A 17,074-nucleotide genomic window follows, 5' to 3' on the forward strand; every position below is an offset into this window, starting at 1 on the left:
CCACCTTTAGTTAACATAATATGATTATCGTTCACCATCAAATAAATCGACGGCACGTTTTTTCTCGGAATCACCGATATGGGCATAGACTTGTGTCGTTGCAACCGATTCGTGACCGAGTAACTGCTGGATCGTCAGGACATCGACGCCGGCAGTCGCTAGTCGTGTCGCAAACGTATGCCGCAGTTTATGTGGTGTGATTTTTTTGCGTTCCAAAAAGGGGAGGACCGGTTTTAATCGTTCCGTGTGCCGCTGCAAAATATGCTGGACTGCCCGTGGACTGAGTGGTTTCCCGTGTTTTTGGAAGACAGGCACGGCTCCGCTCGTTGGCATCTGATAATGAATCGCATACTTGCGCAAGGCAATCCGGGCTGGTTTTGCTAGCGGAATCAGTCGTTCTTTGTTACCTTTCCCGATGACGCGGAGCGTATTTTCGTGGAAATCGACATCGTTCCAGACGAGTTGGGTCATCTCACTCAACCGCATACCGCTATAACCGAGCAATTGGAATAACGTCACGTCACGGACGCGATCGCGTTCATAATGCGACGCTTCGCGGTCGTTCATCTCAACGTTTGATGGTAATAATTGAATCAATTCGTCCCATTCGCGTTTCGTTAGGTAAACCGGTTCCCGCTTCGCTTGTTTCGGTCGGTTGACTTTTGCGACCGGATTTTCCGACAGTAGACCCGTATCGACCAAATAACGGAACAATGACTGTAACGCCGATAACTTCCGGTTGATGACGCTTGGTGCATTTTGTTTTGTTAAGGCCAGGTATTCGGCGTAGGCTTCGATCCCTGCTGCGTCAATCTCGACAAACGACTCAAGTGGAATATCCCGCGCCGTCACTTCTTCACCCGACGCCGCCGCGACGAATTGGAAGAATGCTTCGTAATCGTAGACGTAGCGACGCATCGTTGCTATTGAGAAATGTTTAGCTGCTAACTGATCCAAATAGGACTGAATGAAGCGTGGCATCCGCTCGTAACCGGGAATCGCTGGTGCTGTAGCTGAAACGGTCGTTTTATGTATCGTTTTTCCTAGGTTTTTAAATAAACTCATCCGACAATCACCCCTCTAGTAGTAGTATACCAAACGTTGGTACGACAGACACTTGTTTGCGTGAAATAGTTATTTCACGCAATGTTAAATTGTCAGACAGGGAGCTCTCAGTTGCATCGACAATGTATCAGATGGGTCGTCGGTCAACTCGATGCACGTGAGAATTTAATCTATTTTTATGGTTTTTGAGCTATAATGTTTTCTTTAATAACAATAATAGTATTATGTCACCTAAATCATCAAAAAAGAATGAATATTCAATTTCGCTCTCAGTTGCATCGAGAAGCTGTTCGACGGGTCATCGGTCGACTCATTTGATTTCAAGACGATTTCTGAAAAACGTCGAAAACATGCTCGATTTCGCATACTTCACCTTGGTTCGGGTATAGAGTGTTAGGTAAGAGTTATTTTCATAAGGGGGAGTTCTAGATGATTACCGATCAACAAGCACGTCAATATTTGAAGGATGCGAAACGGATTGCCGTCGTCGGCATCTCGAGTGATTCCGGGAAGACCGCGAACTGGATTGCCGACTACTTAGTCCAACATGGCTACGAAGTCATTCCGGTCAATCCGACATTAAACGAGTGGAACGGGCAAAAAGTCTATCCGAGTGTCGCGAGCATTCCAGGACACATCGATATCGTCGACGTCTTCCGTCGGTCTGAGTTTTTAGCGGATGTCGCCAAAGATGCTGTCGCTCACGGCGATGTCGGGATGATTTGGAATCAGCTTGGTCTCTCAAGTGTCGAAGCCGAGAGTCTTGCACTTGGCGCCGGAATTCCATATATTGAGAATCGTTGCATCAAAATCGAGCATCAATATCTGTGAGTTATCGCACGATTTCAGGCATCTTCACCCGTCCGTGAAGGTGTCTTTTTTCATGCGCGTTACAGGTTATGCTTGTCAGGAAGCAAGAAGATGCCTACAATTAGAGACAGACTACTTGAAATAACGAACGAACGTTTGTAAAAACGACGTCGTAATTTCGAATTTTGAGGTGAAATGAATGGCGACAGACTTAAATAACTACAATGATGATGCCATACAGGTGCTCGAAGGACTCGAAGCAGTCCGGAAGCGCCCAGGTATGTATATCGGTTCAACCGATCACCGTGGACTTCACCATCTCGTCTACGAGATCGTCGATAACGCGATTGATGAGGCGCTTGCAGGGTTCGGGGAACAAATTGATGTCACGATCCATAAAGATAATGCGATTACGGTTCGTGACCACGGACGCGGAATGCCAACGGGGATGCATGCGTCTGGTAAACCAACAGCAGAAGTCATCTTCACTGTGTTACATGCCGGTGGTAAGTTCGGTCAGGGCGGTTATAAGACGTCCGGTGGCTTACACGGCGTTGGGGCGTCAGTCGTTAACGCTCTGTCAACGGACTTGAAAGTAACGATCTTCCGTGACGGGAAACAATATGAGCAAACGTTTGAAAACGGTGGGATGCCGAAGACGACGTTGCTTGAAACGGGTACGACACGTCAAAAAGGAACGAGCGTCTACTTTAAGCCAGACGGCTCAATCTTCAGTACGTTGACATACAACTACGATACGCTCGCGGAACGCTTACGCGAATCAGCCTTCTTGCTAAAAGGTCTGAAGATTACGTTGACGGACGAACGGTCCGATAAATTAGATATTTTCCAGTATGAAGACGGTGTTAGTGAATTCGTCCAGTACTTGAACGATGATAAAGATACGCTTCATCCGACAGTCGCCTTCGAAGGAACGGAAAACGAGATCGAAGTCGACATCGCCTTCCAGTTCACGGATGCCTACTCGGAAAACGTCCTGTCATTTGTCAACAACGTCCGGACACGCGACGGTGGAACACACGAAGTTGGCGCGAAAACGGCGATGACACGGGTTATGAATGAATATGCCCGAAAGAACACGCTCTTGAAGGAAAAGGATAAGAACCTCGACGGAAACGACATCCGTGAAGGGTTGACGATGATCGTTTCGATCCGGATTCCGGAAGAATTCCTCCAGTTCGAAGGACAAACGAAGTCAAAACTCGGTTCACCGGAAGCACGGACGAGCTGTGACGCTGTCATCAGCCGTCGTCTCTCGACCTACTTGGAAGAGAACCCACAAACGGCGACGCTGTTAATCAAAAAAGCGATCCGCGCCGCACAAGCGCGTGAAGCAGCACGCAAAGCGCGCGAAGAAGCACGTAACGGGAAAAAGAAGAAACGTTCGAGCATCTTGAACGGAAAACTGACACCTGCGGCTTCGAAGAACGCGGACAAGAATGAATTGTTCCTCGTCGAGGGTGACTCTGCCGGTGGTTCCGCAAAACAAGGACGAAACCGGACGTTCCAAGCGATCCTGCCACTGCGCGGTAAGGTTCTGAACACGGAAAAAGCGAAACTCGCTGACATCATGAAAAATGAAGAGATCAATACAATCATTCACGCGATCGGCGGCGGTGTCGGCGCTGATTTCGACTTGTCAGATTGTAATTTCGACAAAGTCATCATCATGACCGATGCTGATACGGATGGTGCGCACATCCAAGTCTTGCTGTTGACGTTCTTCTTCCGCTACATGCGCCCGTTGATTGACGCTGGGAAGGTCTTCGTTGCCTTACCACCGCTCTATCGCGTCTCAAAAGGGAAAGGCAAATCAGAGAAGTTTGAATACGTCTGGGACGAAGAGACGCTCAAGAAAACGACGAAGAAATTCGGTAAAGGTTATATGATCCAGCGTTACAAAGGACTCGGGGAGATGAATGCACCGCAACTCTGGGAAACAACGATGGATCCGGAGACACGGACGTTGATTCGGGTCACGATCGACGATGCCGCGGTTGCTGAAAAACGGGTCTCTGTCCTCATGGGCGACAATGTCGGGCACCGTCGGACGTGGATCGAGGACAATGTCGCCTTCGGTCTCGCGGAAGACCTCTCGATCATCGAGAACGAGCACGTGACGAAAGAGAGTGTGAACGAACATGTCTAATCTACAAAACATCCTGAACCTGTCGCTCGAGCAAGTTGTCGGCGACCGGTTTGGTCGTTATTCGAAATATATCATCCAAGATCGTGCCTTACCGGATGCCCGCGATGGTCTGAAACCGGTACAACGCCGTATTCTCTACGCGATGCATACGGAAGGCAACCTGTTCGACCGTGCCTACCGGAAATCGGCGAAGACGGTCGGTGTCGTCATCGGTAACTACCACCCACACGGTGACTCGTCGGTCTATGAAGCGATGGTTCGCTTGAGTCAAGAGTGGAAACTGCGTTATCCGTTGATTGATATGCAAGGGAACAACGGATCGATCGACGGCGATAGTGCGGCAGCAATGCGGTATACGGAAGCCCGTCTGTCGAAAGTCTCGAGTCTGATTCTCGACGGGATTAACAAACAGACCGTCGATTACACGCTCAACTTCGATGATACGACGGAAGAGCCACTCGTCTTGCCATCACTATTGCCGAACTTGCTAATGAACGGTTCGACAGGGATTTCCGCCGGTTATGCAACCGAGATTCCACCGCACCACGCGGGAGAAGTCCTCGATGCTGCGATTGGTCGGATCTCTGGTACAGTTCAGAACGTTGATGATCTATTAACGCATATGCAAGGACCTGATTTTCCGACGGGTGGTGTTGTACAAGGCCTTGACGGCATTAAGAAAGCTTTTGAAACAGGACGCGGGAAAGTCATTATCCGTTCGCGCTCAACGATCGAGACACTGCGGGGCGGTCGTCAGCAAATCGTCATCACGGAGCTCCCGTATGAGGTCAACAAAGCGAACCTTGTCAAACGGATGGAAGAACTCCGTCTTGATAAAAAGGTCGAAGGTGTTGCCGAAGTTCGTGACGAGACCGATCGCGACGGTTTACGTGTCGTCATCGAGTTGAAGAAGGAAGCAGACGCAGAAGGTGTCTTGCACTTCTACCTTAAACAAACGGACCTACAAATTGCCTATAACTACAATATGGTCGCAATCCACGAGCGGACACCGCGGCAAATGGGCGTCTTGACGCTGCTTGATGCTTACCTTGCACACGTTAAGGAAGTCGTCATTCGCCGGACAGCGTTTGATCTCGAACAAGCAAAACGCCGTCAAGAAGTCGTCTCTGCCTTGATGACAGCGATCTCTGTCCTCGATGAGACACTTGCCTTGATCCGGTCTGCGTCAAACAAAGCGGATGCGAAGGACAAGCTGATTGCGCGCTTCAACTTCACGGATCGTCAAGCGGAAGCCGTCGTCATGCTTCAGCTGTACCGGTTAACGAATACCGATATCGTCGAGTTGCAGGAAGAAGCAGCAAAACTCGAGAAGGAAATTGCTCGTCTCGAGAAGATCCTCAACGATGAAAAGACCCGAAATCGTCTTATCATCAAGGAATTGACGGTCTTGAAGGAACAGGTTGCGGACAAACGTCGTTCGACGATTGAAGCGGAAGTCGAAGAACTGAAGCTGAAGACGGAAGTCATGATCGCTGTCGAGGAAACGATGGTCTTCCTATCGAAAAACGGCTATGTCAAACGCTCGTCACTCCGTTCATTCGGTGCTTCGAACGACTTGCCGGACTTGAAGGAACAGGATCGTCCGTTGCTCCAAGGACAAGCGATGACGACCGATCACTTGATCGTCTGGACCGTTCGCGGCAACTACTTGCTGATTCCGGTCCATCAATTGCCGGATACGAAGTGGAAGGATGGCGGCCAACACGTCGCGAACCTCGTTCCACTCGAACCAGGAGACCGCGTTCTCTCAGCGGATCTCGTCCGTTCGTTCGACGAAGCACAGCATTGCTTATTTGTCACCCGTCAAGGGATGGTCAAACGCTCGAAACTGAGTGACTACAACGCGCAGCGGAAGTCTAAACCGCTCCAAGGCGTTCGTCTGAAGGCAGACGACGAAGTCTTGTATGCGCAGGTCTCGACGGGTCAAACGGATCTCTTCCTCGCGACGCAGAACGGCTTCGGTCTCTGGTTCACGGAAGACGACGTCCCGGTCGTTGGTGTCCGGGCTGCCGGTGTCAAGGCGATCAACCTGAAGGATCAGGATGTTGTCGCAGGTGCAATCGGCTTTAAGGAAGCACCACAGATCGTTCTCTTGACGCAACGCGGTGCCCTGAAGAAGATGCGTCTCGCGGATCAGTTCCAAGTCTCGAGCCGGGCGCTCCGCGGCTTGCAGTTGCTCCGTGATTTGAAATCCAAACCACACCAGGTCGCAGCATTGATTGATGTCACACAAGCGAAGGAATTGGTCCTCAGCGGGAAAGAGCAGGAGAAAACGATCCAAATCGGCTCGTTATCGTTCCTTGATCGCCTGTCGAACGGTTCATTTGCCTATGACGAAGATAAATTCGGTCCATTGCTCGATTGGTATACACGATAAGACGCGGCTCCTCCGGATAACGGGGGAGCTTTTTTGCATCTAGCGGGGCAGGAGAGGGGGATTTTGAGACGAATGCTCGGAATTTTGAGATTTATTGCGTGAAATATCGTTTACAAATTGAAACACTGACCAATAACGGCTACAATAGAGGAAATAGTCAGGTCACGATTCGTCACAATCAAGCGTCGGGTCACGCGTCTCCGCAGCTTTGCTTATAGCGTCAATCGATCAAGCAGCTACGGGACCGTCCCTTTAGCTGCTTGTTGTGCAATCTGCCGACCTTGGAGAGGTGATGAAGATGAAATTCAGACGTCGCGAAAAAGTAGCAATCTATATCACTCGGGAAAAACCTAACGGATGGGAACTACTTGTTTTTCATCCACAATCGGCTCCCGAGAGTGATTGGCAGATCCCCGCAGGTACAATCGAAGATGCAGAAATCGCAAAAGAAGCGGCTGTCCGTGAGACGCTTGAAGAAAGTGGTCTCTCGTTAGCATCCGTTCAGTACGTCGGTGAAGAAGAGATGCGCTACCCAGAGCGCATGCGGGTCCATTACACGTATTTCTACCATGCACACATCGAATGCCAGGAGAACCGCTGGACGCATTGTGTGGCTGGTGACGGTCAGGATTGCGGTGATTTCTTTGATTTCGCGTGGTTGCCGCTTGAACGGATCACACAACTTGAACGCCGCCATCATATTTTCTTAGATCGTTTGATTCACCGATTGGAACGGACACGTCCGTACGATTGTCGAAAACACGGGTAATCCCGTGTTTTTTTGTTTTGTCTCACTATCTTAAGTTTACCCTGGTTATGAGACGAATCCTTATAATTATTGATAATATTTGTTATGTAAACTTAAAAAAAACGAGAATTGAGTCTTATTGATCAATCCCCCCTGTCGTTCAAAAATCGGTCCATCGTCCTGTTGGTCTTCCCCGTCATTTTTTGTTACTCTATTAACAGTAACACCGGGAATGTTACCTCTTAATCGGTAACAAATCGAAAGTTGCCGCTATTCCGGTAACAATTGGATGGGAGGAATCGATTTTGCAAGCTGTTGCCATATCGTTCGACGTTAAAGGATCGCGCGATTATCCGAGCAAAGAAGTACTCCTGAACAAGCTCCGAGCGCTGGCACATGATCTCAACGCGGCATTTCCGACAAGTATCGTTCCATTTCAAATCAAATCCGGTGACAGCTTACTGGCAGTCTTTGCTGATTATAAAGTCAGCTATCCGGTCATCCTTCAGCTCTTGAACCAGGAATTATCTGGTTATATCGGGATCGGCTTCGGTCAATATGAGACGGTATCGACGGTTCAGGCAGAGGAAGCGAACGGTAGTGCGATCATTCACGCCTTCGAAGCACAGGAACACGCGAAGTCACTTGCGTCTCGGATCGCCTTTGCGGGACCGCCCTATTTACCGACCGCCCTGCTGAACGGTTATCTCGAGATGCTCTACCCCGCTTATTTCGGGAAGACGGACCGTCAAATCGAGCTCCATCGCTTAATGGATCAATATCCGGAGGATACGTATGAAGAGATCGGTCTGAAGATGGGCTTTAAGGAACAGGATGCCCGTGCGAACGTGGCAAAACTCGTCTCCCGCTCACAGCGCAAGCAACGGAAGCGTTTGGAAGGCGCGTTGACGCAGGCGCTCGAGCAGTTTCAGGTCTGGGAGGCGATCCGGTGACTCTTTTACTCAGTCTTTTACTCGTCCACTTGCTGGCTGATTTTCCACTGCAGACGAAACGGATGGCCGCAAGAAAACATCACGATCGCCGGGTTTTACTGCGTCATTTGAGTATCCATGCGGTTCTCATGCTGTTTGTCCTTACGTTTTTCGTCATGCGAGGGACCTTGAGCATTGATAGTGCCGGATGGCTAGGAGGAAGCATTCTCGTGTTTCACGCCCTGCTCGATGCCTCCCCGCTCAAACGTCGCGTCAAGCAGGCGGCGGCGTACTGGATCGATCAAACGTTACATATCGTTGCCATCATCGCCTTGACGTGGGTGTTCGTTCCGGTCGATTGGTCTCTGTCGTTCTCACGCCCGGAGCAAATCCTGTGGATTCTCTGTTTCAGTTTAGTGACGACGGAACTGCTTGGACACGGGATTTCCCTGCTGCTCCTTCCGTTTGCGCCACGACTGATTGAATCGCATTTCGAGCGGAAAGTGACCCGCAAGGAGCAATTAGACGGCGTTTCGAGGACGGTCACACATGAAGTCGAAGATTCTGCCCGGAGCTATACGACGGAATTAAACGGGATCGGACGCTATATCGGTCTTGTCGAACGGGCGATCATCACCCTGCTCGTCGCAACGAACGCAACCGGTGCGATCGGGTTCGTCATTGCATTGAAGGCACTAGCCCGCTTTAAACAGTTTGAAGATCGCCGCTTTGCGGAATATTACATCATCGGCAGTTTACTCAGTATATTAGGAGCCATCTTATGTGGACTCGCGATTCGCGTCGCAGTGTAAACGGTGAATGAAAGTGAGGGAGACGGTTTGGTCCGTCGTATGAACCATGAAACAAATCGGCTTAGTCAGACATCACCGGGTGACGGAAGGTTACCCGACAACAGGCTGGATCAGCGCCAGCGACATCGAACAATGGATTGAACGGTACGATACATCAGACATCGATATTCAACCGGTCGAGCTCGGACAAATCGACTGGACGGTCTGTTATGCGAGTAGTATGCCGCGCGCCGTGCAGACGGCTCAGAGCGTTTACGATAAAGAAATCATCGTGACGGATTTACTGCGGGAGGTACCGTTTCCGACGATCCGGTCGAATCTCCGCTTGCCGTTCATCGGCTGGGCGGTCATCGGCCGGCTCGCAGCCCCGTTCAGCAAACGGATTCAAGCGGAAATCAAGGATGCGAACGAACGGATTGAGGTCTTGTTGAATCAGTTGTCGTTTGAAGACGATGAGCGGGTCTTACTCGTCGGTCACGGCGGCATGATGATTCTGATGCGCGCTGCACTGAAGCGCCGGGGTTACCGCGGACCACGATTCGGTCATCCCCGTAACGGCATGCTCTATCTGTTCGAGAAAGAGGAATCGTCATGTTAAAGTGGGGATCAACGATTTTACTGGCGCTCTGTTTAGTCGTCATCTTTTATACGACACGGGATGAAGCGCCCCCTGCCCCAACGGCAGGACAGATGGAGGTCTACGGCTTCGACGTCGGTCAAGGGGATAGCACGTTCATCCGGACGAAAGAGGATGCGATCTTGATTGACGGCGGGAATAACGGCAAAGGGGAAGATGTCGTCCGTTATCTAAACGAACTCGGTGTGAAACGCCTGACCGCCATTGTTGCAACACATCCAGACGCTGACCATATCGGTGGACTCGATACGGTCCTCGATGCGTTTCCGGTTGAGAGTGTCTATGCCCCGCGCGTCACGCATACGACGGAGACGTACCGTGATTTTCTCCTTGCCGTCAAACGTGAGGGTGTGACAATCAAACCGGTCAAAGCGGGTCTTGAGATTCCGAGTGAAGCCGCACGCTTTACGTTCCTTGCCCCGTTGACGGACGGAACGCAGGATCTCAACAGCTGGAGCGCTGTCCTCCGCGTCGAAAACGGACAGGACCGGTTCCTCTTCATGGGCGACGCACCGATTCGGACGGAACGACAATTGCTGGAGTCGGCGGAAGATCTCCGTGCCGACGTCTTGAAACTTGGGCATCACGGAGCAGACACGTCGTCCTCCCTGCCCTTCCTACAAGCTGTCCAACCGAAACGGGCGTTGATTTCAGCAGGTAAGGACAACGCCTACCGTCACCCACGTCCTTCGGTCTTACAGGATTTGAAAAAAGAAAAAATTACGATTGACCGAACGGATCAAACCGGAACGATTCAGTATACCTCAACTGGTGACAAAATCACGGAATCAAACCGAACCGACTTACGACCGGAATAATCAAACGTGGAGGTGCATCAGATGCGGCTGACCCTATCTGATTTTGAAGAGGATCTGGCCATTTGTGAGACGGACGACCGCGAGACAATCACGTTACCGAAAAACCGTTTACCGCGTCAGGCGACGATTGGTGATCGACTCGATTGGACGGGGCGGTCGATCCGAATCTTACGCGAGGAGACGGATACACGTAAAAAAGAGATCACCGATTTGATGGATGACCTCTTTGAAGAGTGAAGGGACTTCCTCAGGACACTGAGGGGGTCTTTTTTAATTCAACAGGCTGATGACGAGCCCGGCGATGATGCCTGCTGCGAACACGGTACCTATCGTGTACGTAAGGATTCGTAATCCAATTGGCAATCGACGGATCACAGCAAAGGCGCGACGGTTCGGTGGTCCTCCGGCAACAGCACGTTGATAGTCGTCAATCGGACTGGTAGCCACATCTTGCGGCTCACCTGTAGCAGCGTTCGATTCGGTCGTATGTGGTCTCATCTGTCCATCCCCCTGTTCTAGTAACGGTATTGTTCTTATTCGCTAAGGAACTTCATCCTCCTGTTTCAATTATTTTGCTAGTTCACGAAACTTTTGGTTGAAACTGGTAGTATAGAAAAGAGACGTAGTTCAATACCTGTCGTTTTAGGGAAATCACTGGCGGTTTATTCTGAATTTTCGTACACTTTAGAAATACGAAGCATCTTACTTAAGGGGGAATCATCCATGTTTCAAACGTTACGGACATCACTCAAACAATCCGTTCTTGGTCAGGACGACGTGATTGATCATTTATTGATGGGTTTACTCGCAGAAGGTCATGTTTTACTCGAAGACCGGCCGGGGACTGGGAAAACGACATTAGCAAAAGCGCTGGCACAGACACTCGAAGCGAAATTTTCCCGCGTGCAGTGTACAGCGGATACGTTACCGACCGATCTACTCGGGATGGAGTTATTCAATCCACTGACAGGATCATTCGAACAACGCTTTGGTCCATTGTTTGCGAACATCGTCCTCGTTGACGAAATCAACCGGACGACACCACGTACCCAGTCCGCCCTATTAGAGGCGATGGCGGAGGCGCAGGTGACGATTGGGGATACATCCTATACGCTGCCACAACACTTTCTCGTCATCGCGACGCAAAACCCGTTCGATGGACACGGAACATTCCCGCTGCCCCATGCCCAGCTTGACCGTTTCTTGTTCAAGTTATCGTTTGCTCCCCTGACACGTCAGGCGGAAAAAGCATTATTACGCGGGGCACATCTGACAGCAGCCGAGCTGCACATTCCGCTCGAACAGCTCAATGACTGGAAAGAAGAGGTCATCGCTGTCTCGATTGAGGATAGCGTCGAAAACTACTTACTCGACGTCTGTGATGCTCTCCGTGCCCATCGTGACGTTGAGATTGGACCGAGTCCTCGGGCGACGCTTGCGCTCTTGAAAGCAGCGAAAGCACGTGCCTGGATGCAGGAGCGGACGTACGTGACACCTGAGGACATCAAACATTTGGCGACACCGCTTCTCGCCCACCGACTCGTCCTGACGCTCGAAGCGACGCTGAAACTGTCGAATGAACGACTCGTCCAGCAGGTCCTTGAGTCACTGACTGTCCCGACTGAGGTGTAACCATGCAACTGATTACACCAAAAGCCTTTCAATTGGTCATCCTCGCGATGACAGGCGTACTCGGAATCTTTTTCGGGCTATATGGCTCCATTTGGGTTGCCGCACTCTTGTTTGCCTATACGTTATATGGCTGGTTGATGCCGTATTATCTCGAATACGTCGCAAGACGGATCGATGTACGTCTCCTTGAAACGGTTCGTGCTTTTCGGGAGGAGGCGATGCAGATCCCGTTCGAACTGACGAATACGACGAAGTTACCGCTCGGACGGATCACGATTTCCGGATTACTCGGGGATCAGATAAAGATTCCGGATGCAAACAGCCAATTTTGGCGGCAGCATCTTTATATCGGCAAGCAGACGATCGTTCCGTTTTCGATTGATGTCATTGCGGCCCACCGGGGAACGATCCGGATTCAATCGTTTGACGTCATGATTTCGGATCCGTTTCATCTGACGACGATCTATGTGACGCTGAACATCCAGGAGCTGGGTCACGTCTTTCCTGACTTTGCGCCCGCGTCCGTCGAGTGGAATGAGCGGATGATTCCCGGTGAGACGATTGATCGCTCGAGTCCGTTCACCGATCGGTCGAGCTTTCATTCCGTCGTTCCCTATTCGGGTGATGCGAAGTCGATCTACTGGTCGGCTTATGCGAAGACCAATGAATTGTATTCCTACCAGTATGACCGGAAGCGGAATCATGACTATGCCGTGATCGTCGACGGTCTGTCAGCAGATGGACTCGCCCTCCGTTCGGACTTCGAGAAACTTTTATCACGTGCCGCAACGATCATCCGTGAACTCGAGAAACAAGGCGCTTCCTATAGTCTCTGGATTTCGATGGTCAATCGGTCGGGCCAGTGGTATCATGTCCCGTCCGGTACCGGAAAACAGCAATTCCTGCGGACGATGGAATGTCTCGCCCGGATTTCGGAGTACGATTTACCGCTCGAACGTCGGTACTTCACGAAACGATTACAGCGTAGCGTGCCGTCGACAACAGCGGAAATTCATCTTGGTCACCGGCAGAAAGGAGTGAGCGCATGATTCTCTGGTGGATCTTTCTTGCAAGTCTGTTACCGGTTCCGTTCTATCTTGCGCTCGCTCTTCCGGCACTCGCCTTCGTGCCGCATCGTTCGATTCGAATTGGGTTACAGTTACTCGTAGCGGGATCATTGTTTTTCCTCTCTCCCGTAGCTAGCGTTTTAGCCCTCGTCTTCGTCGCCTGGACCGCGTTTCTTGATACGGTCGATTCGACGTGGCGTTACGCTGCAAGTGCGCTGGTCATCGGTGTCGTGATGGTCTTATTCCCGGGAGCAACACCACCACTTGGTGCATTTGCCCTCTTCTTCCTCGTCGTCGCCTATCCCTTCGTCATCACCTATATGACGGAGTGGCGTCGCATCTTCCCGACGGTCGCTCTGATGCTGGGTGGCGGTCTGCTCCTTGCTGTCATCTTACGACTCAGTAAAGAAGCCCTCGTCGGATCCGTCACGAGTACGATTCGTCCGCTATTGGAAGCATTCGGTTCGCTGTTCCTGTGGACGGAGCCGCTTAGTCGAAAAGCGGACACGATGACGAATCAGGCGACCGGTTTAAATAACATCAAAGGTGTGCAAAACGTCGGACGCTCGACGATCGATGCCGGAACGTCCAATTGGCTCTGGATCGTGATGGCGATCATGACCCTCGTGCTCGTAGCGACCACACTCTATGTCATCCGGAAACGAAAAGTCGTAGCCCTCGAAAGAGAACAAACCGTCAAGCAGTCTAAACAGATCCGGGCACATGCGCCAAAGCGGCATAGTCATCACCCGCTCTTGAAGATAGCTTCGCAACTTGAGCAAGCTTTCCCGAGACGACATGAGGAGACGACGCTTGAATGGCTGACACGGATCGAGTTCCCGGATGCGTCACCAAACGCCCGTCTGATTGACGGCATCGAGTTTAGCCCAAGTGAACCCGCCTACGATATTCAGACCTTCCGTCGGCAAGTACGGGAACAAATCGAACGCTGACAAAAAGCCCTTGCTCATGGAGCAGGGGCTTCGTCGCATAACGTCCGCATCAATTGGTTCCGGGGTGTCGTCGCAAGTCCCCAGTCGCAGATGGCATCGAGTAGTGGAATCAAGGACGTACCTTTCGCGCTTAAGGCATATTCGACGCGTGGTGGCACTTCCGGATAGACCGTCCGGGTGATCAAGCCATCCTGTTCGAGTTGCTTCAGTTGCTGCGTCAGCGTCTTCGGTGAGACGTCCTGGATATATCGCTCGAGCGTATTAAAACGGACCGTCCCCTCTTCATGAAGTTCATACAAGATCATCACTTTCCACTTACCTTGAATCTGACGCATCGTCGCGTCGAACTCATTTAAATACACCGTACACTCACTCCCTTACCAAAAGGTAACTCACTGACCAAAAAGTGCGTACTTCTCGGAATGGCTTCCCTCTGTTATCTTCAATCTATCATATCAAATAAGGAGACGATATCATGAAACCAGGATTCATCGCGATCACCGGAGCGACATCAGGCATCGGGCATGCGATTGCTCACACGTTCATTCAGAAAGGGTACCGTGTCTTATTGCTCGGGCGCCGAGTTGACCGTCTTGCGCCTCTTGCCTCGGACGACGTCTTAATCCGCCAAGTCGCAGCCACTGACCGGGCGGCTCTCGACGCAGCGTTAGCAGACGCGACGGAAGCGTTCGGACCGGTCGAAGCCATCATCAACAATGCCGGACGGATGTTACTCGGTCAAATCGAGACACAAGACGCGGCAGAATGGGAAGAGATGTTTGACGTCAACGCGCTCGGTGTCTTACATGGTATGCAGGCAGTCCTCCCGTCGATGGTAAAACGCAAGACCGGAACAATCATCAACATCAGCTCGATTGCCGGGAAAAAGACGTTCGCCGATCACGCGGCGTATGTCGGCACGAAATTCGCCGTTCATGCGATGAGTGAGAACGTCCGGGGAGAAGTCGCGTCGCATGGCGTTCGTGTCATGACGATTGCCCCAGGTGTCGTCGAGACAGAATTACTCGGTCACACGACGAGTGATGCAATCAAGGACGGCTACAACGAATGGAAACAGTCGATTGACGGTGGACTCGATCCGCAGGTTGTCGCGGATACCGTATTGTTCGCTTTTGAACAGCCCCAACATGTCAACATCCGGGAAATCGTCTTAGCACCAACGAAACAACTCGATTAACGCACAAAAGACGCGAGTGAGCGAACTGATCAGAGGAAACAAAAAAAGACTCCTGAATTGGAGTCTTTTTACTTTTCAGCATCAATTTTCGAAGCTTTCCGTGCAATGACGACAATAAAGACGATGGCACCGACAGGAATCACGAGCGGCATCCAGTCGAGGATATACTGTGCGTTCATCGTATCCCCCCTTACCTTAGCAAGCTATAAGCGTAGCATATGCCAATTGCTTAGGAGTTGCAAGTCACAGTCGGGGCAGAAGCGCGTTGGCAATCGAATAATAGATCAGAATACTTGTCGAAAGGGTATACCCGATGAATAATAGCGGTGTGAATTTAGGTTTCATCCGCCGTTCAATCAAGCGTAACGAACTGATGGTGACAACAAGAGCGATGACCGGACTGAATCCGAACACGACGATATCTAGTGATGTCACGACATCTTCCGGGAACACGAGATGAAAGACAAAAAGTGAGAATAAGTACCAGGATGTATAGGACAAACAAACGAAAAAGAGAAAAGCACAGAGCTTTCGCCACCCATTTTGTTGTCGTTTTTCCATCTGTTGCATGTCGTTCCTCCTACATAAGTATCAGATACCCTTAATAGTAGCTGGAACTTTTCGCTTAAAATATTCAAATATGAATATCCGACAAAAAACGACAATTTTTTTGGACTCCTCTACTAAAAAAAAAGCAAGATCCACGGTCAAGTGAACCTTGCATATCGTCTTAATGGATCGGTGCCTCGGTCTGATACATCGCCGTAAGACCCGCGACCTTCTGCTTGAACATCTCCCGCCGCTCGGCTGGAGCAACGATTTCCGCCTGATTGCCGAACTGAATCAACCACATCATGAAACCGTCCGAAAACAGTGCATCCACTTTTACCTCAAACCAGACGTCATCCAGACGACGGCAACGAATATCTGTTCCGAACCGGTCGACGACGGTCGGCATCAGACTTTCCTGGAATTTAAGAGTCAATTGTTCGTTCTCACCGCCATACATATTAAACATATTGCTTAAGTAACCGGGTTCGACATGAACCGGTTCTTCCATCGGTTCGAATGGTTTGCAGTCAACGATCCGGTCGACCCGGTACGTCCGGATTTGTTTCCTCCGCTCATCGCGTCCGATCAGATAATAGTTCCCGTTATCCATCAGCAGATGGGCTGGCGAGACAAGGTAATGTTCACCGTCTTTCCGCAATTCGAACTTCCGCGTCCGTTCATTGAATTTCCCCTGGTACTGAAAACTGATGACACGGTCATCGCTGATTGCCTTCTGAATCGTATCAATCGAGCGAGACGTCATGCCTTTTGGCTTTTTGACGGTATGTAGAACCGGTTGAAGGGTCTCCGCCATCTTATCACTCGTCAACGACTGGATCGTCCGGACGAGTGCTGCGGTCTCACTCTCCGAGATGAACTTCGCACTGGCAATCGCATCGACGAGCAAGCGCAGTTGATGGTGTTCAAAAGGACGACTGACGAGATGATACGGAATGGCAAGTCCATTCTTCGTCTCCTCCGGCACGACGTCGAATCCCGATTTGGCAAGTGCCGCAATGTCATCCTTAAGCGATTTTCGAGACAGTTTTTCAATCAATCCTCGCTTCGAGAGTTCCATACTTAATTCTTCAAGCGTCAGCGTATGATCCTCATCCGATAGACGTTCGAAGATTTCTCGTACAGCCAATAAGCGGTCACGGTTCGTTAATTTTTCATTTGACACTACGCATCCTCATTTCCTAAGTCACAATGGTTTGGTTATACTTTACAGTATACATGAAAACACAAGCGAGATTAACAATAAAATGGTAAAAATTAAGAG

At 50.5% G+C, this 17,074-nt stretch carries 18 protein-coding genes; 13 read left to right on the forward strand and 5 right to left on the reverse strand.

From position 1 onward, the window contains the following. Nucleotides 1–24: 24 nt before the first annotated feature. Nucleotides 25–1,065, reverse strand: coding sequence for a tyrosine-type recombinase/integrase (locus tag ACRPK8_RS07550; protein WP_432237659.1), 1,041 nt, complete (start codon nucleotides 1,063–1,065; stop codon nucleotides 25–27). Nucleotides 1,066–1,494: 429 nt separating this feature from the next. Here ACRPK8_RS07550 and ACRPK8_RS07555 point away from each other — a divergent pair, with 429 nt between their 5' ends. From ACRPK8_RS07555 to ACRPK8_RS07595, 9 genes are all read left to right on the forward strand, one after another. Further along, nucleotides 1,495–1,896: a CoA-binding protein gene (locus ACRPK8_RS07555; protein ID WP_195865041.1), complete on the forward strand. Its 402-nt coding sequence runs from the start codon at nucleotides 1,495–1,497 to the stop codon at nucleotides 1,894–1,896. A gap of 178 nt (nucleotides 1,897–2,074) precedes the next feature. Further along, the gene (gene parE, locus ACRPK8_RS07560) at nucleotides 2,075–4,045 is read left to right on the forward strand and encodes a DNA topoisomerase IV subunit B (protein ID WP_432237660.1); all 1,971 of its coding nucleotides are present in this window, start codon (nucleotides 2,075–2,077) and stop codon (nucleotides 4,043–4,045) included. Next, nucleotides 4,038–6,443 (forward strand): DNA topoisomerase IV subunit A, encoded by a 2,406-nt coding sequence (gene parC / locus ACRPK8_RS07565; protein ID WP_432237661.1) that lies wholly within the window; start codon nucleotides 4,038–4,040, stop codon nucleotides 6,441–6,443. Before parE ends, parC begins: the two co-directional genes overlap by 8 nt. Before the next feature lie 298 nt (nucleotides 6,444–6,741). After that, nucleotides 6,742–7,212 (forward strand): NUDIX domain-containing protein, encoded by a 471-nt coding sequence (locus ACRPK8_RS07570; protein WP_235504877.1) that lies wholly within the window; start codon nucleotides 6,742–6,744, stop codon nucleotides 7,210–7,212. 284 nt (nucleotides 7,213–7,496) lie between these two features. After that, nucleotides 7,497–8,144, forward strand: a complete 648-nt coding sequence (locus tag ACRPK8_RS07575; RefSeq protein ID WP_432237662.1) for a hypothetical protein — start codon at nucleotides 7,497–7,499, stop codon at nucleotides 8,142–8,144. Next, nucleotides 8,141–8,935 (forward strand): DUF3307 domain-containing protein, encoded by a 795-nt coding sequence (locus tag ACRPK8_RS07580; RefSeq protein ID WP_432237663.1) that lies wholly within the window; start codon nucleotides 8,141–8,143, stop codon nucleotides 8,933–8,935. The genes ACRPK8_RS07575 and ACRPK8_RS07580 overlap by 4 nt, the downstream gene beginning before the upstream one ends. Before the next feature lie 46 nt (nucleotides 8,936–8,981). After that, the gene (locus tag ACRPK8_RS07585; protein ID WP_432237664.1) at nucleotides 8,982–9,533 is read left to right on the forward strand and encodes a histidine phosphatase family protein; all 552 of its coding nucleotides are present in this window, start codon (nucleotides 8,982–8,984) and stop codon (nucleotides 9,531–9,533) included. After that, on the forward strand, nucleotides 9,527–10,390 hold the full coding sequence (locus ACRPK8_RS07590; protein WP_432237665.1) for a ComEC/Rec2 family competence protein: 864 nt from the start codon (nucleotides 9,527–9,529) through the stop codon (nucleotides 10,388–10,390). The genes ACRPK8_RS07585 and ACRPK8_RS07590 overlap by 7 nt, the downstream gene beginning before the upstream one ends. 21 nt (nucleotides 10,391–10,411) lie before the next feature. Then, complete coding sequence (locus tag ACRPK8_RS07595; protein ID WP_432237666.1) at nucleotides 10,412–10,627, forward strand: DUF3006 domain-containing protein; 216 nt, start codon at nucleotides 10,412–10,414, stop codon at nucleotides 10,625–10,627. Nucleotides 10,628–10,660: 33 nt separating this feature from the next. Here ACRPK8_RS07595 and ACRPK8_RS07600 read toward each other — a convergent pair whose 3' ends face one another. Continuing rightward, on the reverse strand, nucleotides 10,661–10,888 hold the full coding sequence (locus ACRPK8_RS07600) for a hypothetical protein (RefSeq protein ID WP_432237667.1): 228 nt from the start codon (nucleotides 10,886–10,888) through the stop codon (nucleotides 10,661–10,663). A 225-nt stretch (nucleotides 10,889–11,113) separates the two neighbouring features. Here ACRPK8_RS07600 and ACRPK8_RS07605 point away from each other — a divergent pair, with 225 nt between their 5' ends. The 3 genes from ACRPK8_RS07605 to ACRPK8_RS07615 are packed head-to-tail and all read left to right on the forward strand — an operon-like array spanning nucleotide 11,114 to nucleotide 14,042. Further along, nucleotides 11,114–12,022 (forward strand): AAA family ATPase, encoded by a 909-nt coding sequence (locus ACRPK8_RS07605; protein ID WP_432237668.1) that lies wholly within the window; start codon nucleotides 11,114–11,116, stop codon nucleotides 12,020–12,022. Between the two features lie 2 nt (nucleotides 12,023–12,024). Beyond that, nucleotides 12,025–13,071 (forward strand): DUF58 domain-containing protein, encoded by a 1,047-nt coding sequence (locus ACRPK8_RS07610; RefSeq protein WP_432237669.1) that lies wholly within the window; start codon nucleotides 12,025–12,027, stop codon nucleotides 13,069–13,071. After that, on the forward strand, nucleotides 13,068–14,042 hold the full coding sequence (locus ACRPK8_RS07615) for a hypothetical protein (RefSeq protein WP_432237670.1): 975 nt from the start codon (nucleotides 13,068–13,070) through the stop codon (nucleotides 14,040–14,042). Before ACRPK8_RS07610 ends, ACRPK8_RS07615 begins: the two co-directional genes overlap by 4 nt. Nucleotides 14,043–14,056: 14 nt before the next feature. On the opposite strand, the gene ACRPK8_RS07620 is transcribed toward ACRPK8_RS07615, so the two are convergent. Then, nucleotides 14,057–14,377 carry a winged helix-turn-helix transcriptional regulator gene (locus ACRPK8_RS07620; RefSeq protein ID WP_432237741.1) on the reverse strand — a complete coding sequence of 107 codons (321 nt, stop codon included), beginning with the start codon at nucleotides 14,375–14,377 and terminating at the stop codon, nucleotides 14,057–14,059. 140 nt (nucleotides 14,378–14,517) lie between these two features. Between ACRPK8_RS07620 and ACRPK8_RS07625 the strand changes: the two genes are divergently transcribed. Continuing rightward, on the forward strand, nucleotides 14,518–15,240 hold the full coding sequence (locus ACRPK8_RS07625; protein WP_432237671.1) for an SDR family oxidoreductase: 723 nt from the start codon (nucleotides 14,518–14,520) through the stop codon (nucleotides 15,238–15,240). 243 nt (nucleotides 15,241–15,483) lie between these two features. Here ACRPK8_RS07625 and ACRPK8_RS07630 read toward each other — a convergent pair whose 3' ends face one another. Both ACRPK8_RS07630 and ACRPK8_RS07635 read right to left on the reverse strand, forming a co-directional pair. After that, nucleotides 15,484–15,810, reverse strand: coding sequence for a hypothetical protein (locus ACRPK8_RS07630; protein WP_432237672.1), 327 nt, complete (start codon nucleotides 15,808–15,810; stop codon nucleotides 15,484–15,486). 160 nt (nucleotides 15,811–15,970) lie between these two features. Next, the gene (locus ACRPK8_RS07635; protein WP_432237673.1) at nucleotides 15,971–16,975 is read right to left on the reverse strand and encodes a helix-turn-helix transcriptional regulator; all 1,005 of its coding nucleotides are present in this window, start codon (nucleotides 16,973–16,975) and stop codon (nucleotides 15,971–15,973) included. Between the last annotated feature and the right edge of the window lie 99 nt (nucleotides 16,976–17,074).

The sequence above is a fragment of the Exiguobacterium sp. TDN 0502 genome (assembly GCF_050846835.1).
Classification (GTDB): Bacteria; Bacillota; Bacilli; order Exiguobacteriales; family Exiguobacteriaceae; genus Exiguobacterium_A.

Excerpts from the sequence above, each read along its gene's own strand:
- ACRPK8_RS07550 (WP_432237659.1), bottom strand. The coding sequence starts at position 1,065 with ATGAGTTTATTTAAAAACCTAGGAAAAACGATACATAAAACGACCGTT.
- ACRPK8_RS07610 (WP_432237669.1), top strand. The coding sequence starts at position 12,025 with ATGCAACTGATTACACCAAAAGCCTTTCAATTGGTCATCCTCGCGATG.
- ACRPK8_RS07630 (WP_432237672.1), bottom strand. The coding sequence starts at position 15,810 with ATGCAACAGATGGAAAAACGACAACAAAATGGGTGGCGAAAGCTCTGT.
- ACRPK8_RS07585 (WP_432237664.1), top strand. The coding sequence starts at position 8,982 with ATGAAACAAATCGGCTTAGTCAGACATCACCGGGTGACGGAAGGTTAC.
- ACRPK8_RS07595 (WP_432237666.1), top strand. The coding sequence starts at position 10,412 with ATGCGGCTGACCCTATCTGATTTTGAAGAGGATCTGGCCATTTGTGAG.
- parE (WP_432237660.1), top strand. The coding sequence starts at position 2,075 with ATGGCGACAGACTTAAATAACTACAATGATGATGCCATACAGGTGCTC.
- ACRPK8_RS07620 (WP_432237741.1), bottom strand. The coding sequence starts at position 14,377 with ATGCGTCAGATTCAAGGTAAGTGGAAAGTGATGATCTTGTATGAACTT.
- ACRPK8_RS07570 (WP_235504877.1), top strand. The coding sequence starts at position 6,742 with ATGAAATTCAGACGTCGCGAAAAAGTAGCAATCTATATCACTCGGGAA.
- ACRPK8_RS07555 (WP_195865041.1), top strand. The coding sequence starts at position 1,495 with ATGATTACCGATCAACAAGCACGTCAATATTTGAAGGATGCGAAACGG.
- ACRPK8_RS07615 (WP_432237670.1), top strand. The coding sequence starts at position 13,068 with ATGATTCTCTGGTGGATCTTTCTTGCAAGTCTGTTACCGGTTCCGTTC.
- ACRPK8_RS07590 (WP_432237665.1), top strand. The coding sequence starts at position 9,527 with ATGTTAAAGTGGGGATCAACGATTTTACTGGCGCTCTGTTTAGTCGTC.
- ACRPK8_RS07600 (WP_432237667.1), bottom strand. The coding sequence starts at position 10,888 with ATGAGACCACATACGACCGAATCGAACGCTGCTACAGGTGAGCCGCAA.
- parC (WP_432237661.1), top strand. The coding sequence starts at position 4,038 with ATGTCTAATCTACAAAACATCCTGAACCTGTCGCTCGAGCAAGTTGTC.
- ACRPK8_RS07605 (WP_432237668.1), top strand. The coding sequence starts at position 11,114 with ATGTTTCAAACGTTACGGACATCACTCAAACAATCCGTTCTTGGTCAG.
- ACRPK8_RS07625 (WP_432237671.1), top strand. The coding sequence starts at position 14,518 with ATGAAACCAGGATTCATCGCGATCACCGGAGCGACATCAGGCATCGGG.